We start from the raw sequence: 18617 nt of genomic DNA, 5'->3' as shown, positions 1-18617 counted from the left end.
CCACTACGGTTCAGGCGAGAGTGCGCAGCCCCGAGATGACCATGTGAATGAGCAGGTCATAGCTCGCATCGAGATTCTCGGGGAGCCCGAAGCCCCCGGCCGCCTCGAGAACGGCGAAGCCGTGCGCGGCCGAGCGGAGGCCACGGGCCGCGTGGATCGCGTCCGCCCCCGCGAGCCCGTACGCCCGGAGTGCGGCGAGAACGATGTCGACCAGCCGCTGCCCGGCTTCGGCGAGCGCGGGATCGGCCTCCTGGATCATGGCCGAGTAGCGACCGGGATGATCCACGACGTATGAGCGATAGGCCTGCATCAGGGCACGCAACGCATCGTCGCCGGATCGGCCGAGTGCGGCCTCGCTCGCCCGGGCGGCGAGCTCGTCCATGACCCGTATCGAGACCAGTGCCCGCAGTTCGGTGAGGTTGCGTACGTGCTTGTAGAGCGAGGGCGTCGCCACGCCGGCCCGGCCGGCCACCGCGGCCAGGGTCAGGGCCCCGGCGCCGCCTTCGTCGACGATCCGCAGGGCGATGTCGACGACGGCGTCGGGTGAGAGCCCGGCTCTGGGCAACGGCGTTCTCCTTGAGGAGGGGCAGGACGACCACGACGACCTCGGCAGAGAGTCATCGCAGCCTCCATAGCGCAAAAGTTCATCTAGATAGCCGAAAAGCTAATCTAGTTAGCCAGAGACGTCAAGTGGCGACGGAGGACCTGCGGTCGATCAGTCGTCGAAACTGGCGAAGTACGAGGCCGCCATGTCCTCGTCGCCGTGGCCCTGAGCGACCGCCCGGCGGAAGCGCTCGGCGCCCGCCGCGGCCAGGTCCATCCGCACGCCCGCCTCTTCCCCCGCCGCGACGATCAGACGGGCGTCCTTTTCGGCCGTGGTGGTCGAGAAGCTCGGGGTGAGGTCGTCGTCGAGGATCGCGGCCGCCTTCACATGCAGATACCCCACGTCGAGCGGGCCTCCGGCGATGAGGCCCAGGAAGTCCCGCGGGTCGACGTCGAGGCCCTTGGCGAGGGCCAGCGCCTCGGCGGTGCCGTTCGTGATCGCGAGCACCCAGCTGTTGGCGACGAGTTTGAGGCGGGTGGCCGCGCCCACCGCGCCGTCGTCGCCGGCCCAGATCGTACGGCTGCCGACCGCGTCGAAGACGGGGGCGAGGGCCGGGCGGGCCTCGTCCGGGCCGGCGGCCAGGATCAGCAGTTGCCCGTTCTCCGCCGGCTGCCGGGTGCCGAGCACCGGCGCGTCGACGAAGACGAGGCCGTGTTCGCCGGCGAAGGCCGCGAGCTCCGGGAGCGCCGCCAGCCCGACGGTGGAGCACTGCGCCCAGACGGCGCCGCGGCGCAATGCCGGAGCCGCCTCCCGCATCACGTCGCCGACCGAGGGGCCGTCGTGCAGCATCGTCAGGACGACGTCGGCACCGTCGACGGCCTCGGCCGGGGTGCCGGCGACCCGGGCGCCGTCACCCGCGAGCGGCTCGGCCTTGGCCCTGGTGCGGTTCCAGACGCGGACGTCATGACCGGCCATGACGAGGTTGCGGGCCATCGCCGCGCCCATGATGCCGGTACCGAGGACTGCCACCGAGGTCTTTTCGGTCATGTACGGATCTCTCCCTGTTGCATGGAAGGACTCTCGCGTTCCAGTGAAGCACCCCCGGTCGCCGCTCTCGGCATCCCCCACAGGGCACGCCCCATGGCCCTTGGCATAATCGGCGGATGCCGTACCTCGGACTCGTGACCGTCGTCGTACGCGACTATGACGAGGCCATCTCCTTCTATGTCGACGCCCTCGGCTTCGAGTTGCGCGAGGACACCCGCCTGGACGAGCACAAGCGCTGGGTGGTGGTCGCTCCTCGCGGCGCGAGCGAGACCGCGGTGCTGCTGGCCCGGGCGGCGACCCCTCACCAAGAGTCGCGGGTGGGCGAGCAGACCGGCGGCCGGGTCGGCATGTTCCTCTACACCGAGGACTTCGACCGCGATCACGCCCGGATGCGCGCGGCGGGAGTCGCGTTCCTGGAGACCCCGCGCGAGGAGGACTACGGGAAGGTCGCCGTGTTCGAAGACCTGTACGGCAACCGCTGGGATCTCCTCCAACCCCGGCGCGCGGCGACGTAGCCGCCCTGCCACCGAGCACGGCCGGTCGGGACGCCGCCGGGCCACGGACGGTCCTAGACGTCCACGCCGACTCGCCTGGCGAGTTCGAGGGCGAGGGGATAGACGCGTTCGCGCGGCAGCAGATCCTTGGCCTTGGCCGCTTCGCCGGCACGGATCAATTTATGGATCTTGCGGACGAGGGGCGTCAGGTCCTGGATGTCCAGGGTCCACTCGTACGCGGGGGTGAAACAGGGGCGGCGCCGGCACAAGCCGACGCCGCCCGCCCCCGGGTCATGACGAGGCGGCCGTCACCGCCTCCCGTCTGTCAGGCCTTGGGGACCACCAGGCACACGACCCTCCGGTCGCCCAGCCGCCAGCTGGCCTCCGTGGGACGGAGGAACTGGATCTCGGACTGCTTTTTGGCCTGCTGGCGTGACCGCTCGTAGCGCTTGACGCAGTCGTCACCGGCCCGCTTGTTGGCGGCCGCCTCGCCCGGCCACGCGCGATGGGTGAGCTGGAAGATCGCGAACACCTTGCCGCTGCCCGGCCGGCTGCACGGCTGCGCCCGTACGTCAGAGACCTCCGTGTCGTTGATCTGCGCCACGCAGTCCCCGACCTTGAGCTTCTCCGGCGCCGCCTGCGTGGCCTCGCTGATCTGACCCTTCGCGTCTCGCGCGGGCTCCGGCGAATCGGCCGCCTTGGCGACGACGACGGCGAGGCCCACGGCCCACGCGACCGCCAGCACCATGCCGGTCGTGGCCAGGCCCTTGCCCTTCTGACCCTGGCGTCCGGTGCGCACGAGGGAGAGCACCCCGAGGACCAGGCTCACCGGGATCGTGATCACCAGGAATCCCGCGACCCCGAGAATGAGCGTCGCGATCGCCATACCGCTGGTGGCGCGTCGGTGGGGGCGGGCGGCGGGTCCGCCGGGCCCGGTGAACCCCGCGGAGCCCGTGGGAGTGGACGCGGGCGCCATGGGGGTGGCGGTCCCGTTGGAATCGTGGGTCGACATGGTCGAACTGCACCTTTCTATCGTCACCGGCGCCTCGGCCCCTTGGGGCCTCCGGTCGCGCCGGGGTTCGTCGTCATGCGGGTCAGGTATGTGCGCGCCCTGGGCACAGCGGGGGCCGGCGAGAGATCACTGAGAGGTGACCACCTGACCGGGATCGGCCCTGGCGCTGGTCGGAATCATCACCGTCCGGTCTGCCGGATCGCTGCCGTGCCCATGCCGAGGAATGCGATCCTGCTGCCGCAGGGACGTCAGTCCAGCTCAGAAGGCCCTCCAACTGAGAGGCTCGGCGGAACGGCGGCTCGGTCGGCTCGGGCCTCCAGGCCGATCGCCCATACGCCGTTGTCCACAGCCTGTGGAAAATATGCCTTCGACTGGGGATAGTAGTGATCTTGGAACTGATCGACTCCGCATGGTTACGCGGCTGCATGACTCTCAGGAGGCCTGATGTTGACGGTGGACATGGTCAGGGCCGGGGCTCGCCGGCACCGCGACCGCGTGGCCATCCGGTACGGCGACGCGGCACTGACCTTCCGCGAGACCGATCAGGCGGCCAACCGCCTGGCCAACGTGCTGATCGGCGCGGGCATCGAGGCGGGAGAGCGGGTCGGCCTGCTGCTCGGCAACGGACTGTGGACGGTGCCGCTCGACTTCGCCTGCCTCAAGGCCAGGGTGTGCCGGGTGCCGCTGAACACCCGGCTGTCGGTGGCCGAGCATGAGCGCATGCTCGCCGACGCGGGAGTGCGCACGCTGGTGCACGAATCCCGGCTGACCGAACGCGCCGGCGAACTGGCCGACCGGATGGACGGGCTGCGCACCCTGAGCCTGGGCGCCGGCCGGCCCGGCGACCTCGATCTGCTGGCCGAGATGCATCGGGCGTCGGCCACGGACCCCGATCTCCCCGTACGGCCCGATGACGTGATCCTCGCGCTCTACACCTCGGGCACCACCGGCAGGCTCAAGGCCGCGCAGCACACCCAGGCGAGTTACGCGGCGATCGTCGTCAACATCCTGGCGAACCTCACGAGCCCGGCACGCGACGACGTCATGCTGCATGCCGCCCCGCTGATCCACGCGAGCGGCACGTTCGTGCTGCCGTTCTGGCTGCGCGGTGCGCGCGCCGCGATCCTCGACGGTTTCGACCCGCAGTCCTACCTCGCGGCGATCCCCCGCCTCGGCGTGACGCACGTCAACCTGGTGCCGACCATGCTGCAGATGCTGCTGGCGACGGGCGGGGCGGCCGCCGACGTCGGCACCCTGCGGTCGGTGGTCTACGGGGCCTCGCCGATGCCGCGTCCGGTCATCGAGGAGGCGATGGCCGCCTGGGGGCCGATCTTCACGCAGTACTACGGCCAGACCGAGGCGCCGCTGTGCATCTCCGTGCTGTCGCCCGAGGACCATGTCGGCGCCGACGCGCCCCTCGGGTCCTGCGGACAGCCCGGCGTCGACGTCGAGCTACGGCTGATCGACGAACACGGTGCCGACGTCGTGCCCGGCGCACCGGGTGAGGTGGCGGTGCGCGCGCCGTTCACGATGGCCGGTTACCTGAACGCTCCCGAGCTGAACGCGGCCACCTTCCTCGGTGACGGGTGGGTACGGACCCGCGACGTCGCACGCTTCGACGACCGCGGCTTCATGCATCTCGTCGACCGTACGTCGGACATGATCGTCAGCGGCGGTTACAACGTCTACCCCCGTGAGGTCGAGGACGCGCTGCACTCGCATCCCGCGGTCGCCGAGTGCGCGGTGGTCGGCGCCCCGGACGAGCGCTGGGTCGAGGCGGTGGTCGCGTTCGTGCACCGCAGGCCCGGAGCCGAGGTCACGGCCGAGGAGCTCACCGCCCACGTACGCCCCCGGCTGGCCGGCTACAAGGTGCCCAAACGCGTGGAGTTCGTCGACGCCATTCCGAAGAGCCCGGTCGGCAAGATCCTGCGCCGTGCCCTGCGCGACCAGCTCTGGACCGGCGCCGACCGGGGCCGCTGAACAGGCTCCGGACGCACTTCGCGTACCCGGCGACGGCGGAGGTCACCGGTCCCTCAGGCAGTGGCACGCGTTTCCCCAATTCTGCCGCGAGCCCTCCCGCGCCGGGAATCCGCACCGTACGGGGTGGGAATCATTCTCGGTGGACAAAGGCACGTGCGATGTCCGAGAGGGGGCGAGCGGACACCCGACCTCTGCCGAGCACACTGCGGCACCCTTCATACAGAGGAACCGACGTGAGTCACACCGAGGAACCGACGTGAGCGCCAATGCGCGGACGGCCAAGATGACGACAGCGAGGCGTGCGGGCATGAAATCCCCGGCGCGATCCCCGTCCGCGAGAGCGGCCCTGGCCTTCGGGTGCGTGGTGACGGCCCTCGGCATCGCGGCCTGCAACGGGGCCGAAGGCGCTCCCCGCATCCGCGACGTCTCAGCCGACGCTCCGCGTGGGGCCACGGCCCTGCCGTCGGGACCGGCGGCCAGGCTCCCGTTCACAGCGGCCATCCGCAAGCAACTCGCCGATGCCTACTTCTCCAGCCAGCGGTACGCCTTCCCCAATGAGCGCCGCGTCGACGTCGTAGGTCCCCTCGACGTCAGTTATGGCGTGGTCTGGGGTGTCGACAGCCAGCCCAGTACCTACTACGCGGTCGGCAGCACCGGGTTCGCCGGCAATCAGCTGAGCCGGCAGGGCGGGCCCCATGTCTGGCGCAAAGAAGGCGATGCCGCCTGGGCCTACGTGGGCGACACGGGTCTGGCCCCGTGCTCCAAGGTGCCCCGCGATCTCTACATTCTGTGGGGTTTCGAGGCCAAGTACGGCAACTACAGCGATTGCAGGGGCTGAGCGGCACGCGCCGCGAAGGTCATGAGGTCGCTCCGGCCGTGATGGCGGGGACTATGCGGTAGTCGCGCTGGAAGACGAGGTTGTGCAGATCGGCGGCCGCGATGCTCCTCAGTGTCGGCAGCTCCGCCGCGGCGTCCTGCTCGTTGAACACGTTGAGGGGCCACACGCCCACGGTGCCGCCGCCGAGGTGGGGGTGGTGGAAGGACCTGCCGTAGAAGGCCTTGATGGTCACCGGCTCGACCTGGGCGTCCCGTTGTTCGGCCCAGGTGAGGGTCCACGCCGCTTCGAGTCCTCCGTCGGGCGCGCGGACGAGCCCGGTCGCGGTCACGGTGCCGGTGTCCAGCAGCAGGGTGCGGTTCATCTCGCTGAGCGCCTGCCGCGCGTACGGGTCCAGATGCTCGACCGCCTCGGCGAAGCGGGCCTCCTTTCCCTGCCGGCTCGTCTCGCCGCCGTGGATTCCGTCGCGCAGGTCGACGAAATGACGGATCAGCGACCGCAGGTGCTGTGGAGCGTCCTCGGACGGCGGCAGATCAGTGGACGGCATGGCGGTTCCTCCCTCGGCTTTCCGGCTCTCGGCGGTGATCCGCCCTTTTCACGTACAAGCAGGGATATACCCCTCTACGCGCACGCTTCGGTGATCCCCGCACTGAACGCGCCCGAGCGCTCGAACCCAGAAATCCACGGCGCGCCGCACGTCCGTGGCGCCCAGAACCATCGTCTTGAGGGTCAGCATCCGCCGATCCTCTCAGGCGCCGGTACCCCCTGCGGCTGACCGGCTGAGCAGGCCGGCCGGCCAGGTCGGTGGGCCTTCGTCACCCCGGGAATGCCGGTCGGTAACGTACCTGTATGTCCGAAACTGACGCGCAGCCGGTTCAGCCGATCGAGATCGAGCCGTTGCCCGTCACCGCGAGCGTCGACGTGACGATCATGGAACGGGTCACCGACCTGATCAACCAGGTCTACGCGGTGGCCGAGGACGGGCTGTGGATCGACGGCGCCGCCCGTACGACGGTGGACGAGGTCGCCGACCTGACCCGCGCCGGGCAGATCGCCGTAGCCCGCCTGAACGGGCGGATCGTCGGTTGTGTCCGCGTCCAACGTCTTGACGGCGGCAAGGGCGAGTTCGGGATGCTGGCCGCCGACTCCGGCCACCGCGGCGCCGGCATCGGCCGGGAACTGGTCCGCTTCGCCGAGCGGCAGAGCCGTCGGGACGGGCTCTCCACCATGCAGCTCGAAGTGCTCGTTCCGCGAAACTGGTCCCATCCGTCGAAGGAGTTCCTGGCGGGCTGGTACACGCGCATCGGCTATCGGATCATGCGTACCGGAACCATCGAAGAGACCTATCCGGCGCTCGCACCGCTCCTTGCGACACCCTGCGATTTCGTCATCTACGAAAAGAGCCTGGCGCCCGGCCCGCGTCGACCGCCCGGTGATGCGCCCAGGTGAGCAGGGCGTAGCTCCGCCCCTTGTCCTCCACCACCTCGGGCAGCGCGTCCGTGAGATCGAAGCCCGCGGCTCGAGCCACCGCGGCGCTGGGGTGGTTGTCGGGTTCGATCTCCAGCAGCACCCGCGGTCAGCCGGTCACGGCGCGGAGCGCGCCGGGTTGACGCCCGTTGAGGTGGTCGAGCGCGGCCGACGTCGCCTCGTCGGCGGGAAGGTAGACGATGAGCCGCCGCTCGTCGGCGTCGGGCAGCCCGACCCCGAGCGTCTCGTAGGCCAGCCGGAGCTCGCCCACGTCCGGATGCAGCAGCCGCTCGACACCTGTGCGTCGGGGGACGCTGAGCGGAGCGGCCTGCAGCCGGTCGGTGAACGGTGCGCCCGCGGTCACGGTGAGCTCGTCGGCGAGCTCGGCGACATGCGGGTCGGCGCGGTAGGCCTCGCTCCTGAGGCTGGCGACCTGCTCGTCGGCGACGCGGTCCCAGTCCGGATACCTCGCCCGCGCGCGGGGGTCGGTGAACACGAACCGGATGAGATTGGGCGGATCGGCGTCCAGGAGGCCGCTGGGCCCGGCGAGCCGCTCGTAGCCCGTGGTGAAGGCGAGGACATCGCTCAGCCGGTTGAGCAGGATGGCGGGGGCCGGCTCCAGCCGGTCGAGCAGCGCCCGTACGGTGGGACGCACCGAGCGGGCCGGCGGTGCGGCGCCCGGGCAGAGGAGATTGCCGCCGGTCCCCTTGGAGAGGCGGCGCAGGTAGAGGCGTTCGTCCGCAGACAGCCGCAGCGCGTCGGCGAGCGCGCCGAGGACCTGAACGGACGGGTGGCGGTCGCGGCCCTGTTCGAGCCGCGCCAGGTATTCGACGCTGACCCCGGCGAGAGTGGCCAGCTCGGCCCGGCGCAGACCGGGCGTACGACGGCGGGTGCCGCTCGGAAGCCCCACGTCGGCGGGCGTGACGGCTTCGCGACGGCCGCGCAGGAACAAGCCGAGCTCGTTGTCAGTCACGGATCCAGCGTACGGCCCCCGTACTGCCTCGTGCCGCCGGTGATCGTGGCCCTCTCAGTGCCCGTCGCGGCCCGGTCCCCCTCAGCCGGCGGGTGAGGCTCAATCGGCGGAAGGCTGACGGACTTTGCGGCCGCCCGTGTGCGGCACCGGCACGTAGCCCTCCGCGGGATCCGGTAGCGCCTCGACGCAGGCCGCCGAGCACGCGTTGACCAGGAGCGGCAGGACATCGGCGGCGACCCGCAGTGAGATCCACACCTGGCGGAGCTTGGCTTCCTCCATGGGCCGATCGCAGACGCTGCACGTGCGGATCGCGGCGGCGGCCCGTGCGGGCTGAAGACGAGGGAACGGCGGCCTCATCTTGTGGTTGCCGTACAGCGCCCGGGTGCTCACGGTGCTCCTCCTCAGCCTCGTGCACCTGGTCAGCTCGTACGGGAACCAGTGCAGGCGATACGAGGTGTACGGGGTGAACTCCTCCAGGGCGGTCATGGCGCCGATCTCCGGGGGGATCCGCACGAGATTGCTGCCGTACAGATGGAGCTCCCTGACCGCGGTCAGCCTGGCGATGGACGGCGGCAGCGTGACGATCTGCCGCCGTTCACTCGGGCTGAGGTCCCGGAGCGGCCGGAACACCTCCCGGCCATCGGCGGCCGCCTCGTCGACCAGTTCCAGTAGGTGCCGCCAGCCCGGGGCCGTCGTGTCCTGGCGCTCGGTGTGGAAACGCACCCGCCGTCGCCTGATCACCCTGCCCGGGTCAAAGCACGTGCAGGTGTCGCGGTCGAGTTCACGGTCATCAGCGCTCACCGCTTCGGTCGCCATGGCGCCCAAGACTAAGGCGCCGCCCCGTTCCTTGTTGATCACATCCGCCGCCTGCCCGAGTTCGTCAGAATGATCCGCATGGCATCGTGGGATCGCACCTGGCGGGACGTTGACGGCGTCCGGGTCGAGGGTTGCTGGCGGCACGCGTTCATCCGCAACGGAGGCCGCTACTTCTTCACCGATCTGAAGATCTACGCGGACGGGATGGTGGACTGCTGGGGGCTGGTGCCCTTCGAGGAGTTCGCGCACAAGGTGCGTTCCGGCTGGGTCGCCACCGAGTTCGAGGACGGCGCCGACGCGAGCGCGCACGGAGTCGCCGGCTGGACCATGACCAGCCCCCGAGGCTGGGTCGAAGCGGACGACCTGATCGCCGAGGTAGCCGACGACATCGAGCGGTTGAACGACCGGCCCACCTCGGAGGACCGTTGTCTCGCCGCGGCCGAGACGTTCGTGGACGAGCCCACCGAACGGAACCGCACCGCACTGCGTGCTGCGTACGACGCCGTACCCGAGCATCTGCGCATCTTTCTCGGCGACATGGACAATCGGGACATTCCCCTGCTGACGCTGATGACCCCCGAAGGGGAGTCGCTTTACGGCGGCGACGCCGATCCGGTGACGGCGGAGGATCGCGCATGGGCCCGGGAGTACGTACAGGAGAACAGGCGCGCAAGGTCGCCCGAGGTGCGGCGCCGTTGGGACGACCCCGAACGGCCGCCGGGTGAACGCCGCACCGTCATGTTCGGCAACGCCGACGAGTTGCAGTGGCTCTCACCCGCCAGCCCGCACCCCGTGGACATCGAAGGGCTGACCTATCCGACGGCGATGCACGCCTACTGGGCGCGGTCGACCATCGACGCCGATCTCGCGACGCGCATCCGGGAGGCCGGCCGTGTCCACGATGCTCAACGGCTCGCCGAGGACGCACCCCGGCGCGAGGACTGGTCGGCCGTTCGGCCGGCGGTCATGGCCGACCTTCTTCGGGCCAAATTCGCCCAGCACCCCGAACTCGCCGACCGACTTCTGGAGACCGGCGACGCCGTGCTCATCTGCTTCACCGGCGTCGGGACCCGCTACTGGGAACGCTACGGGGAGCACGGCCACAACTGGATCGGGCGGCTGCTCGAAGTCGTCCGCGCCGAGATCGCCCTCACCCGAACCCAGGCTCGAGGCTGAGTCCTTGTTGAGACCCCCGTCACATTGGCCGGCGCAGCCCGAATGATCATGCAAGATGCTCTTCATGGAGCACCACGGCATCGACCCTTCCGACTCCTCGCCGATCCGCGGCCTCGACACCGGCAGACCGCACTCCGCGCGCGTATGGAACTACTGGCTCGGTGGCAAGGACTGCTACAAGGCCGATCGGATGCTCGGGGACAAGGTGGCGGCGCTGGTGCCCGGGATCGTCGACTCCGCGCGCGCGGACCGGGCGTTCCTCAGCCGCGCCGTGCGATACGTGGGTGGGCAGGAGGGCATTCGCCAGTACCTCGACATCGGCACCGGGCTGCCCACCATGGACAACACCCACGAAGTGGCGCAGCGCGTCGCCCCGGAGTCACGGGTCGTGTACGTCGATAACGATCCCCTGGTGCTGGCCCATGCCCGCGCCCTGCTCAGGAGCACGCCCGAGGGTGCGACCGACTACCTCGACGCTGATCTGCGCGACCCCGAGAAGATCCTGGACGCCGCCGCCAGGACGTTGGACTTCTCCGAACCGGTCGCGCTCATGCTGCTCGCCGTCATGCATCTCGTCACCGACGACGAGGAGGCCTACGAGATCGTACGGCGGCTACTGGCCGCCCTGCCGTCCGGCAGCCATCTGGTGCTGGCGCACGCCTGCATCGACGCCGAGCCGACGCGGACGGCGGTGCGCGCCTACAACGACAGCGGGATCCCCACCCCGATAAAGGGCCGCAGCCAGAGCGAGATCGCGAAGTTCTTCGACGGACTGGAACTGGTCGAGCCCGGCGTCGTGTCCTGCCCGCATTGGCGGCCCGAACCCAACCCCTGGGGTACGCCCGCCGAGGTCATGACCTTCTGCGGAGTCGCGAGAAAGCCTTAGGGCCTTCCGATTCACGGAGCGATACCGTGACCGACGGCTGGCGATTCACGGAAGGATGGGGACATGGCGCATATCAACCTCGGTGTGAACGAACAGATGAATCCTGGCATCACCGGTCTGCTGAAATTCCGGCCTGAGACCGCCAGGCCGCTCATGGAGCTGGCCGAGGTGCTGCTGCGCGGGCCTCATTCGCTGACCCCGGGCGAGCGTGAGCTGATCGCCGCATATGTCTCCGGGCTGAACGAGTGCGACTTCTGCTACGCCTCGCACTCGGCCTCGGCCACCGCGCAACTCGACTCCGACCCGACCCTGGTCGACCAGGTGGTCGGCGATCTCGACTCCGCGCCCGTCTCGGCGAAGCTGCGCGCGCTGCTGCGCATCGCCGCCGTCGTACGCGACGACGGGCGCAAGGTCACTATCGAACTCGTCTCGGCGGCCCGTGCCGAGGGCGCCACCGACGTCGAGATTCACGACACCGTGCTGATCGCGGCGGCCTTCTCCATGTACAACCGGTACGTCGACGGCCTCGGCACGCTGGTACCCGGCGGCCAGGAGATGTACACGCAGGCGGCCAGACGCATCATCGAGTTCGGGTACGGGCGCTGACCTTCCATCCGGTCGGCTCACCCGCCCCGCCGGCGTTCCCACCGGATCTCGATCTGGACATCCCGGCTCCCACGTCATTCCCACGGGTGGGAGCCGGCGGGAGATGAGTCGGTCTTCAATTGGGATGCTCGCTCCCGTAACCGAAAGTCCGGCATTGATCACTCCGTGTTATGCGTCAATTTTGGGCCTTTAAGCCCTACGCGGTCAATTGGAATTTGATTATGCTGCCGCGGTGTCGACGCCTACAACGGCGTCGTCGATGGGGTGGATCAGCTGGCGTGCACGGCTATATCCGCTGTGGGCAGGCGCGGTTCAACGAGACCTGGGCAGGGTGGGGCAGTCTCGTCACCACCAATCCTGTCGATACCGTCAAGGCCATCTGGGACGAGTCCACCAAGGACATCGGAAACGACTGGGACAACGGCCTGGACCGGCGCGCATTCGGCCGGGCCATTCCCCTCTTTCTAAGCGGAATCTGGCGAGGAGGACCGCGAGCGCCGGCTCCGGGAGTTCCTTCGGCAGGTCCTGTGGGCCCTGCGGGTCATTGGCGCGGCCCGACAGCGGCCGGTGACCGTCCCGGCCTGAGTGAGCGGGCTCACCGCCACCATGGCCATGGATTACGGCAAGCCGGTTATAACGTGGCAAAAGGCCGCTAACTACGGCTTTGGGGAGCTGCGTGATCGAACTAAGCCACCGACGCAGGTTGCTCGTACTCACGATCTGCTGCATCAGCCTGTTCGTCGTCGGGCTGGACAACACGATCGTGAACCTGGCGCTGCCGTCGATCCGGCGCGACCTGGACGCGTCGGTGGCCGGTCTGCAGTGGACGATCGACGCCTACACGCTCGTCGTGGCGGGCCTGCTGATGCTCTCCGGGTCGACCGCCGACCGGATCGGCCGGCGCCGTGTCTTTCAGACCGGCCTGGTGCTGTTCGGTCTGGGCTCACTGCTGTGCAGCCTGGCGCCGAACATCGAGCTACTGATCGTCTTTCGGGCGGTGCAGGCGATCGGCGGGTCGATGCTGAATCCGGTGGCCATGTCGATCATCACCAACACCTTCACCGCCCCGAAGGAACGGGCTCGGGCGATCGGGATCTGGGGCGGCGTCGTCGGTCTGAGCATGGCGCTGGGCCCGGTGATCGGGGGCGCGCTCGTCCACTCGATCGGCTGGCGGTCGATCTTCTGGATCAACGTTCCCATCTGCATCGCCGCGGTGGCCTTGGTCGCGCTGTACGTACCGGAGTCGCGGGCGTCGCTGGCACGCCGGATCGACCCGGCCGGCCAGGTGCTGGTGATGCTCCTGCTGGGCGGCCTGACGTACGGGATCATCGAGGGCCCGGCCGCGGGTTGGGCGTCGCCGCGGATCGCCGGATGCTTCATCGTCGCCGTCGGCGCCCTGGCCGGCATCGCGTTCTACGAACGGCGGCGTGCCGAACCACTGATCGACCTCCGGTTCTTCACGAGCGTGCCCTTCTCGGGAGCGGTGCTGATCGCGATCATCGGGTTCTCGGCGCTGGCCGGTTTCGTGTTCCTCAACTCGATCTACTTGCAGGAGGTCCGGCGGCTGTCGCCCCTGGACGCCGGGTTGCTGACCCTGCCGATGGCGGCCATGACAGCCCTGTTCGCCCCGCTGTCGGGGCGGATCGTCGCGGCCCGCGGTGCGCGACCGTCGCTCCTGGGGGCCGGTACGGGCATCGCGGTCAGTGGGGCGCTCCTCGCGAGGATGACCGATGACACCTCGATCGGGCTGCTGATCGGGATATACGTGATCTTCGGCATCGGATTCGGGCTGCTCAACGCCCCGATCACCAACACCGCTATGTCGGGCATGCCCAGGTCACAGGCAGGTGTCGCGGCTGCGACCGCGTCCACCAGCCGCCAGATCGGCGCCGCACTCGGCGTGGCCGTCCTCGGATCGGTGGTCACCTCGCGCATCACCGGCCCACTCGCCACGGGCTTCGCCTCCGCCAGCCATCTGGCCTGGTGGATCATGAGCGGCTGCGGCGTCGCCGTGTTCGCCCTCGGCCTCCTCACCACCGGCCCGCGGGCGAGGCACACCGCCGACAGGGTCGCCGCGCAGTTCGCCGCGCAACAGCCGAAGGCCCGGCTGAGCACGTCCTGAGCACGTCCTGCGCGCTGTACCGTGCCCGAGGCGTCCAGGGCGGGCCGGCCGACCATGGCCGCCCCTCGGCGAGACCCGCGATTCCCTCCGGGGATTGTTCCGCGACGTGCCGGCTCGCACGATGTGCAGGCGACCTGAGCGCACCCTCCGAGGAGAGACCATGACGAACACCGACCCGCGCGACCTGGTCGGCCGCTACATCGCGCTCTGGACCGAGCCGGGCGCGGGGCGACGCCGCGCGCCTGAAGGACGTCGTCAAGTTCAACTGGGAGATGGTGACCATCGACGGCGGCGAAGCGGCGGGCGGCGGTCTGGAGTTCCTGGTCCTCGACGAGGACGACCGCATCACGACCGACTACATGTTCCCGGAGGCCTGAGGCGTACCGGCCGAGGGCGCGTCTTCGGCGAACGCGGTCACGTCGGCAGCCCGGCCCGAGGGGCCGGAACCGAGGCGTCCTCCACGGTCAACCAGTCCGCGGCCTGCTCGACACGCTCATCGAGCGTGTAGATCCCCAGGTCGGCGCGCTCCTCGTGCGAAAGCCAGTCGATGGCCAGGCGGCGGGCCATCCAATCGGCGACGGACCGGACACGAGGGATCTCGGGGTCGTCGGTGTGGCCGTTCGGTGCGAAGTACAGGTCGATGCCGTGGCCGACGAGGTCGGTGAGCGGCACACCGTGCCGCAGACCGAGCGACAGCGCGGCGGCGTAGACGTCCATCAGGTGGGCGCCGGCGGTCTCGTGTTCGCCCCACTGGATGGACACCTCGCCGAGGCCGTCGTCGTCGCGTCCGTTGGTGGTCAGGTGGAAGCGTTCGCCGCCGATGGTGACGGAGGTGGTGTGGCCGTCGCGCCGCTGGGACAGCTGCTGTGGGATCGCCGTCTCCGCCATCTTCGCCTCCATAACGCCCACAATCTGTGGGGCTGTTCAATAGCTCCGGGTACAACATGTGGTGTCTTCGACAGCGTAGTGAGCGGCACTGACATTCTCGGATGTGGCACGCTGAGCCCGCCTGCTCATGAATCCGTCGACAACTGAAGGACGCCGATGAACAACGTGACCATCGTGCTCTCTCGGCCTGGCCGCTCTCGTGATCGGCGCGATCATCAGCCGGCTGAAGGTGCGGGATCCGATCACGATGATCTCGCTGGACGTCATGGTCCTCGCGCTCGTGGCCCTGAACGGGCTGGCCTGAACGCGTCGGCCTGAACGCGTCGGTCTAAAACCGGCGCCCCCACACCCGGTGACGGCCGTCTGGCGGGGCTCAGCCTGCCTGTCGCTCGATGAGCGCGGTGACGGTGTCGTGAAGGCCGGTGGCCGGCCGTCCGAGCAGTCGTTCCAGGTCCGGGCCGGTGCCGGTGAGGGCGCCGGCGCGCACCAGTGGGAACACGGCGCCGAGCCAGCCGGCCTCGGCGTCGGTGACCTCCCGGTGGGCCACGGGCCTGCCGAGGACATCGGCCAGGGTCTCGGTGAGGTCGGCGTAGGTCCACGACGGCCCGCGGAGTTCGTAGGTGGCGTTGTCATGTTCGGCGCCGGTGAGCGCGGCGCTCGCCGCCAACGCGAGATCGCGGAGCCTGGCGGTGTTGAGAGTCCGGCCCTCAGTGGCGGAGGTGACCTCACCGGTCCGGCTCGCCTGGGCCAGCGCCGTACCGATGAAGGCCTCGGAGTACAGGGCGTTGCGCAACACCGTGTAGCTGAGCCCGGACTCGCCGAGCGCCCGCTCGGTGGCAGTGTGATCTCCTGCGAAGGCCTGGCCGTCACCGGCACCGATGCCGCTGGTGTAGACGAGGCGCCGTACACCCGCCCTGGCGGCGGCGGCGATCACGGTTCGGTGCTGTGCGACCCGTACGCCGGGAGCCAGGTCGGGGCTCGATACAAGGAGCAGTGTCCGCACCCCGGCGAGCGCCCTGTCCAGTGAGCCGGCGTCATCGTAGTCGCCGTGCCGTACCTCGAGCCCGCGCTCGGTCAGGTCGGCGGCCTTGCCCGGCGTACGCGCGACCGCGATCAGGTGGGCGGGGCCGACCCGGGTGAACAGATCCTCGATGACGATGCGCCCGAGGTTCCCGGTGACGCCGGTGACCGCGATCTCTGCCACGAACAGCCCTCCTATGACACGGGTGGCGATCACCGGCATCAGACGCCGGCGAACCGCCTGCGCAGGTTATTGGCTCTCATCCGTACCCGCCAATTCGTATTACCGCCAACCACGGGGTCGGGTCGCTGACGGATCTCGATCTTCCGCACTACGATCTGGCGGTGTCCCACGACGATCTCCGCTCCGGCCCACAGAGTCCAGAGGTCCACCTCCCGATGGCCGCTCGGATCGCCGCGGCGATGCGCGCGTTCGCGGCGGGGGACGCGCTCGGCGTCCCTTGGGAGGGCCTCGAACCAGGCGCCGTCGATGCGGCGCAGGTACCCGAGCTGCCCGCAACGCGCAGAGGCTGGCCGCGTGGCGCGACCTCAGACGACACCGCGCAGATGCTGCTGGTCGCCGAGCTGCTGGCCGACACCGGCGGCGACCCGACGGCGGAGCAGTTCATGAGCCGGCTCGCCGGCGCCGCCGACGAGATCAAGGGCATCGGGCCGACCACAAGGCGTGCGCTCGCGCACTACCGCGAGACCGGATCCCTGCCCGAGCCCGACCCGGGGCAGCGGTCCACCAACGGCGCCGCGATGCGCATGCTGCCGGTCGGCTGGACCACCCCGGCCACCGATCCCGCGCTGCGGCGCGAGCTGACCCATGCGCTGGCGATCGGCACCCACCAGGCGCCACAGGCGATCGGTGCCGCGTGCGTGGTGACGGCCATGGGCTCCAGTGCGATCGAAGGGTGCGACATCGACGCCGTACTGGCCGCAGCGGCGGCCGAGGTCGAATGGGTCACGGGCCACCACGCCGACCTGCCCGCCGTACGCGAGGCCCTGACCGGCACCTGGCGATCGCCCACCGCAGGCGTCACCCTCGACGCCGCCGAGACCGTCGCCGCGATCGTGCACGTCGTGCGCACCGCGCCCGACCTCGCCGCCGCACTGCCCCTGGCCGTATCGCTCGGCGGCGACACCGACACGGTCGCCGCCATGGTCGGCGGCATCCTGGGCGCCCGTGTGCCCGCCGAGATCGACCGGCTCGGCTGGCTCGCCCTCGTCGACTTCGAGCAGCCTCGCGACCTCGCGGCCCGGCTGGCGGAGCTGCGCCGCAGCCGCTTCGAGCGGTGACGACCGTACGGATCGAAGAGCCCGGCCGGCCCGTCCGGTGGCCGCGCGCCGAGGCATCGACGGGTGCTGGTTGGATACAGCCATGTTCGTACGTGAGGCCACTGCCGGCGAGATGGGCGCGGTCGGTGACCTGCGGCTGGAGGCGTATCGGGCCCAGAACCTGCTGGCCGAGAATCCGCTCTACGCCGACACCCTGCGGGTCCTCGGTGCCGATGGCCAAGGCGAGGTGCTGGTCGCCGTCGAGGAGTCCCGGATTCTGGGGACGATCATGGTGGAATCCTGGCATCCGGCCAGCGAGGTCGCCCGTGGCGGCGATGAGGCCGAGATCCGAGGACTCGCCGTGGCACCGCAGGCGCAGGGCCGCGGGGTCGGCGGCACCCTGGTGCGCGCGGCCGTCGACCGGGCCGTCGCGCGTGGAGCGCGTCAGGTGGTGCTGTCGACGCGACCGGCGATGACGGCCGCCCAGCGGCTGTACGCCGCCGAGGGCTTCACCCGGATGCCCGATCGCGACTGGTCGCCCGTGCCCGGGGTCTCGCTCCTGGCCTTCAGACGCGTGCTCACCGGTTGAGCGGGGGCGAGGAGCCGGATCTCGGTCAGAGCTCCGACTCGCTCCAGGAACCGACCTTCAGCTCGTCGCCCACTGTCAGCTTGCCGGGCTGTGTGACGGAGAGCTTGACGCCGAACGCGACACCGCCCGCGGACGCGCGGCGGTACGTCGCGAGCGTGCGCAGTGGTTCGGGACCAGCCTTCACGGCATGACGCTGGTCGACCATGGTCACGGCGCATCGGATGGCGAGCTTGGCATAGCCCAACTCGGCGTTGCCGATGCCGAGATCGCGAGCCCGATCCTCCCGATGCGGTTCCTCCCATCCGTCGATCACGATGTTGGGACGGAAGCGGCTCATCGGCAGAGGCCGGCCGCCCCCTTCGGCGAGCCGCCGGTTCAGCGCATCCAACGTGGCCTGTGAGAGCAGATGCACCGAGCCGCTGTCAGCGTAGCCGCACCTGCCGGGGATCCGCCCATCGGTCACCCGGTCATGCTCCGGCGGCACGCGCACCAGCCTGCCGGCCACACCGAGCACGTCGGACAGCCACTCGGCTGCGGCCTGCCCCTGGTCGATGCCCTTGAACGGCCTGCCGAACAGGTCCACGTCGCGTCTCGCAGCCACCAGATCGACCTCGACGACCAGCGCATCGGCGCCCGGCGCGGTCAGCGTGAGCCGCTCACCATCCGCGCTGACCTCCGGACGAATGAGCGCGAGCCGCGGATCCCGCCGCTGGCTGCGGAACACGCCCTTCTCGCTGACGACCATGAAGCTGCGGTCGTGGGCAAGGCCGGTCTCGGCGACCAGGGTCTCGGTCATCGAGATGCCGGCACACCCCTTGACGGGGTAGGTGATCAACTCGGCGACACGGGCCATCGCTCTTCCCCCCGGACGAGGCGGAGCC

At 69.9% G+C, this 18617-nt stretch carries 20 protein-coding genes; 10 read left to right on the top strand and 10 right to left on the bottom strand.

Annotation, left to right across the window (positions count from 1 at the left end):
• Positions 1-10 precede the first annotated feature (10 nt).
• Both HKK72_RS02045 and HKK72_RS02040 read right to left on the bottom strand, forming a co-directional pair.
• Positions 11-565, bottom strand: coding sequence for a TetR/AcrR family transcriptional regulator (locus tag HKK72_RS02045; RefSeq protein ID WP_187232447.1), 555 nt, complete (start codon positions 563-565; stop codon positions 11-13).
• Between the two features lie 150 nt (positions 566-715).
• On the bottom strand, positions 716-1591 hold the full coding sequence (locus tag HKK72_RS02040) for an NAD(P)-dependent oxidoreductase (RefSeq protein ID WP_187232446.1): 876 nt from the start codon (positions 1589-1591) through the stop codon (positions 716-718).
• Positions 1592-1707: 116 nt separating this feature from the next.
• Between HKK72_RS02040 and HKK72_RS02035 the strand changes: the two genes are divergently transcribed.
• A complete protein-coding gene (locus HKK72_RS02035; protein WP_187232445.1) occupies positions 1708-2106 on the top strand; it encodes a VOC family protein in 399 nt (132 codons plus the stop codon).
• A gap of 53 nt (positions 2107-2159) precedes the next feature.
• On the opposite strand, the gene HKK72_RS02030 is transcribed toward HKK72_RS02035, so the two are convergent.
• Positions 2160-2354 carry a DUF4291 family protein gene (locus HKK72_RS02030; protein ID WP_187232444.1) on the bottom strand — a complete coding sequence of 65 codons (195 nt, stop codon included), beginning with the start codon at positions 2352-2354 and terminating at the stop codon, positions 2160-2162.
• Positions 2355-2410: 56 nt separating this feature from the next.
• Positions 2411-3097: a DUF4190 domain-containing protein gene (locus HKK72_RS02025; RefSeq protein ID WP_187232443.1), complete on the bottom strand. Its 687-nt coding sequence runs from the start codon at positions 3095-3097 to the stop codon at positions 2411-2413.
• Between the two features lie 444 nt (positions 3098-3541).
• Between HKK72_RS02025 and HKK72_RS02020 the strand changes: the two genes are divergently transcribed.
• Together HKK72_RS02020 and HKK72_RS02015 are read left to right on the top strand one after the other, a co-directional pair.
• Entirely contained in the window at positions 3542-5077 is a 1536-nt protein-coding gene (locus HKK72_RS02020; RefSeq protein WP_187232442.1) for a class I adenylate-forming enzyme family protein, read from the top strand.
• A 256-nt stretch (positions 5078-5333) separates the two neighbouring features.
• Positions 5334-5915 (top strand): hypothetical protein, encoded by a 582-nt coding sequence (locus HKK72_RS02015; protein ID WP_187232441.1) that lies wholly within the window; start codon positions 5334-5336, stop codon positions 5913-5915.
• A gap of 19 nt (positions 5916-5934) precedes the next feature.
• On the opposite strand, the gene HKK72_RS02010 is transcribed toward HKK72_RS02015, so the two are convergent.
• Positions 5935-6459 (bottom strand): hypothetical protein, encoded by a 525-nt coding sequence (locus tag HKK72_RS02010; protein WP_187232440.1) that lies wholly within the window; start codon positions 6457-6459, stop codon positions 5935-5937.
• Between the two features lie 302 nt (positions 6460-6761).
• Here HKK72_RS02010 and HKK72_RS02005 point away from each other — a divergent pair, with 302 nt between their 5' ends.
• Positions 6762-7361, top strand: coding sequence for a GNAT family N-acetyltransferase (locus HKK72_RS02005; RefSeq protein ID WP_187232439.1), 600 nt, complete (start codon positions 6762-6764; stop codon positions 7359-7361).
• Between the two features lie 127 nt (positions 7362-7488).
• On the opposite strand, the gene HKK72_RS02000 is transcribed toward HKK72_RS02005, so the two are convergent.
• Together HKK72_RS02000 and HKK72_RS01995 are read right to left on the bottom strand one after the other, a co-directional pair.
• Entirely contained in the window at positions 7489-8352 is an 864-nt protein-coding gene (locus HKK72_RS02000; RefSeq protein ID WP_187232438.1) for a helix-turn-helix domain-containing protein, read from the bottom strand.
• A 99-nt stretch (positions 8353-8451) separates the two neighbouring features.
• Positions 8452-9168 carry a hypothetical protein gene (locus HKK72_RS01995; protein WP_222720189.1) on the bottom strand — a complete coding sequence of 239 codons (717 nt, stop codon included), beginning with the start codon at positions 9166-9168 and terminating at the stop codon, positions 8452-8454.
• Positions 9169-9246: 78 nt separating this feature from the next.
• On the opposite strand from HKK72_RS01995, the gene HKK72_RS01990 reads away from it, so the two are divergent.
• The 4 genes from HKK72_RS01990 to HKK72_RS01975 all read left to right on the top strand — a co-directional run bounded on the left by HKK72_RS01990 (position 9247) and on the right by HKK72_RS01975 (position 13958).
• Entirely contained in the window at positions 9247-10344 is a 1098-nt protein-coding gene (locus tag HKK72_RS01990) for an NADAR family protein (protein WP_187232437.1), read from the top strand.
• A 55-nt stretch (positions 10345-10399) separates the two neighbouring features.
• Positions 10400-11230, top strand: a complete 831-nt coding sequence (locus HKK72_RS01985; protein ID WP_410050273.1) for an SAM-dependent methyltransferase — start codon at positions 10400-10402, stop codon at positions 11228-11230.
• Positions 11231-11293: 63 nt separating this feature from the next.
• Positions 11294-11836 carry a carboxymuconolactone decarboxylase family protein gene (locus HKK72_RS01980; protein ID WP_187232436.1) on the top strand — a complete coding sequence of 181 codons (543 nt, stop codon included), beginning with the start codon at positions 11294-11296 and terminating at the stop codon, positions 11834-11836.
• A 676-nt stretch (positions 11837-12512) separates the two neighbouring features.
• Complete coding sequence (locus HKK72_RS01975; protein ID WP_187232435.1) at positions 12513-13958, top strand: MFS transporter; 1446 nt, start codon at positions 12513-12515, stop codon at positions 13956-13958.
• A gap of 414 nt (positions 13959-14372) precedes the next feature.
• Here HKK72_RS01975 and HKK72_RS01970 read toward each other — a convergent pair whose 3' ends face one another.
• Positions 14373-14846, bottom strand: a complete 474-nt coding sequence (locus tag HKK72_RS01970) for a hypothetical protein (protein WP_187232434.1) — start codon at positions 14844-14846, stop codon at positions 14373-14375.
• Between the two features lie 373 nt (positions 14847-15219).
• Positions 15220-16050, bottom strand: a complete 831-nt coding sequence (locus HKK72_RS01965) for an NAD(P)H-binding protein (RefSeq protein ID WP_315987016.1) — start codon at positions 16048-16050, stop codon at positions 15220-15222.
• A 161-nt stretch (positions 16051-16211) separates the two neighbouring features.
• Here HKK72_RS01965 and HKK72_RS01960 point away from each other — a divergent pair, with 161 nt between their 5' ends.
• Both HKK72_RS01960 and HKK72_RS01955 read left to right on the top strand, forming a co-directional pair.
• Complete coding sequence (locus tag HKK72_RS01960; RefSeq protein ID WP_187232432.1) at positions 16212-17168, top strand: ADP-ribosylglycohydrolase family protein; 957 nt, start codon at positions 16212-16214, stop codon at positions 17166-17168.
• An 82-nt stretch (positions 17169-17250) separates the two neighbouring features.
• Entirely contained in the window at positions 17251-17736 is a 486-nt protein-coding gene (locus tag HKK72_RS01955; protein WP_261986422.1) for a GNAT family N-acetyltransferase, read from the top strand.
• Positions 17737-17761: 25 nt separating this feature from the next.
• Here HKK72_RS01955 and HKK72_RS01950 read toward each other — a convergent pair whose 3' ends face one another.
• Entirely contained in the window at positions 17762-18589 is an 828-nt protein-coding gene (locus HKK72_RS01950) for an MOSC domain-containing protein (protein WP_187232431.1), read from the bottom strand.
• Positions 18590-18617 lie beyond the last annotated feature (28 nt).

Source organism: Actinomadura sp. HBU206391 (genome assembly GCF_014323665.1).
Lineage (GTDB): Bacteria > Actinomycetota > Actinomycetes > Streptosporangiales > Streptosporangiaceae > Actinomadura_C.
The sequence above is the reverse complement of the archived record's forward strand: the minus strand, read 5'-3'. Positions and strand labels throughout refer to the sequence as shown.

Excerpts from the sequence above, each read along its gene's own strand:
- HKK72_RS01970 (WP_187232434.1), bottom strand. The coding sequence starts at position 14,846 with ATGGCGGAGACGGCGATCCCACAGCAGCTGTCCCAGCGGCGCGACGGC.
- HKK72_RS02040 (WP_187232446.1), bottom strand. The coding sequence starts at position 1,591 with ATGACCGAAAAGACCTCGGTGGCAGTCCTCGGTACCGGCATCATGGGC.
- HKK72_RS02035 (WP_187232445.1), top strand. The coding sequence starts at position 1,708 with ATGCCGTACCTCGGACTCGTGACCGTCGTCGTACGCGACTATGACGAG.
- HKK72_RS02020 (WP_187232442.1), top strand. The coding sequence starts at position 3,542 with ATGTTGACGGTGGACATGGTCAGGGCCGGGGCTCGCCGGCACCGCGAC.
- HKK72_RS01985 (WP_410050273.1), top strand. The coding sequence starts at position 10,400 with ATGCTCTTCATGGAGCACCACGGCATCGACCCTTCCGACTCCTCGCCG.
- HKK72_RS01980 (WP_187232436.1), top strand. The coding sequence starts at position 11,294 with ATGGCGCATATCAACCTCGGTGTGAACGAACAGATGAATCCTGGCATC.
- HKK72_RS01990 (WP_187232437.1), top strand. The coding sequence starts at position 9,247 with ATGGCATCGTGGGATCGCACCTGGCGGGACGTTGACGGCGTCCGGGTC.
- HKK72_RS02005 (WP_187232439.1), top strand. The coding sequence starts at position 6,762 with ATGTCCGAAACTGACGCGCAGCCGGTTCAGCCGATCGAGATCGAGCCG.
- HKK72_RS01950 (WP_187232431.1), bottom strand. The coding sequence starts at position 18,589 with ATGGCCCGTGTCGCCGAGTTGATCACCTACCCCGTCAAGGGGTGTGCC.
- HKK72_RS02025 (WP_187232443.1), bottom strand. The coding sequence starts at position 3,097 with ATGTCGACCCACGATTCCAACGGGACCGCCACCCCCATGGCGCCCGCG.
- HKK72_RS01955 (WP_261986422.1), top strand. The coding sequence starts at position 17,251 with ATGTTCGTACGTGAGGCCACTGCCGGCGAGATGGGCGCGGTCGGTGAC.
- HKK72_RS02010 (WP_187232440.1), bottom strand. The coding sequence starts at position 6,459 with ATGCCGTCCACTGATCTGCCGCCGTCCGAGGACGCTCCACAGCACCTG.
- HKK72_RS01995 (WP_222720189.1), bottom strand. The coding sequence starts at position 9,168 with ATGGCGACCGAAGCGGTGAGCGCTGATGACCGTGAACTCGACCGCGAC.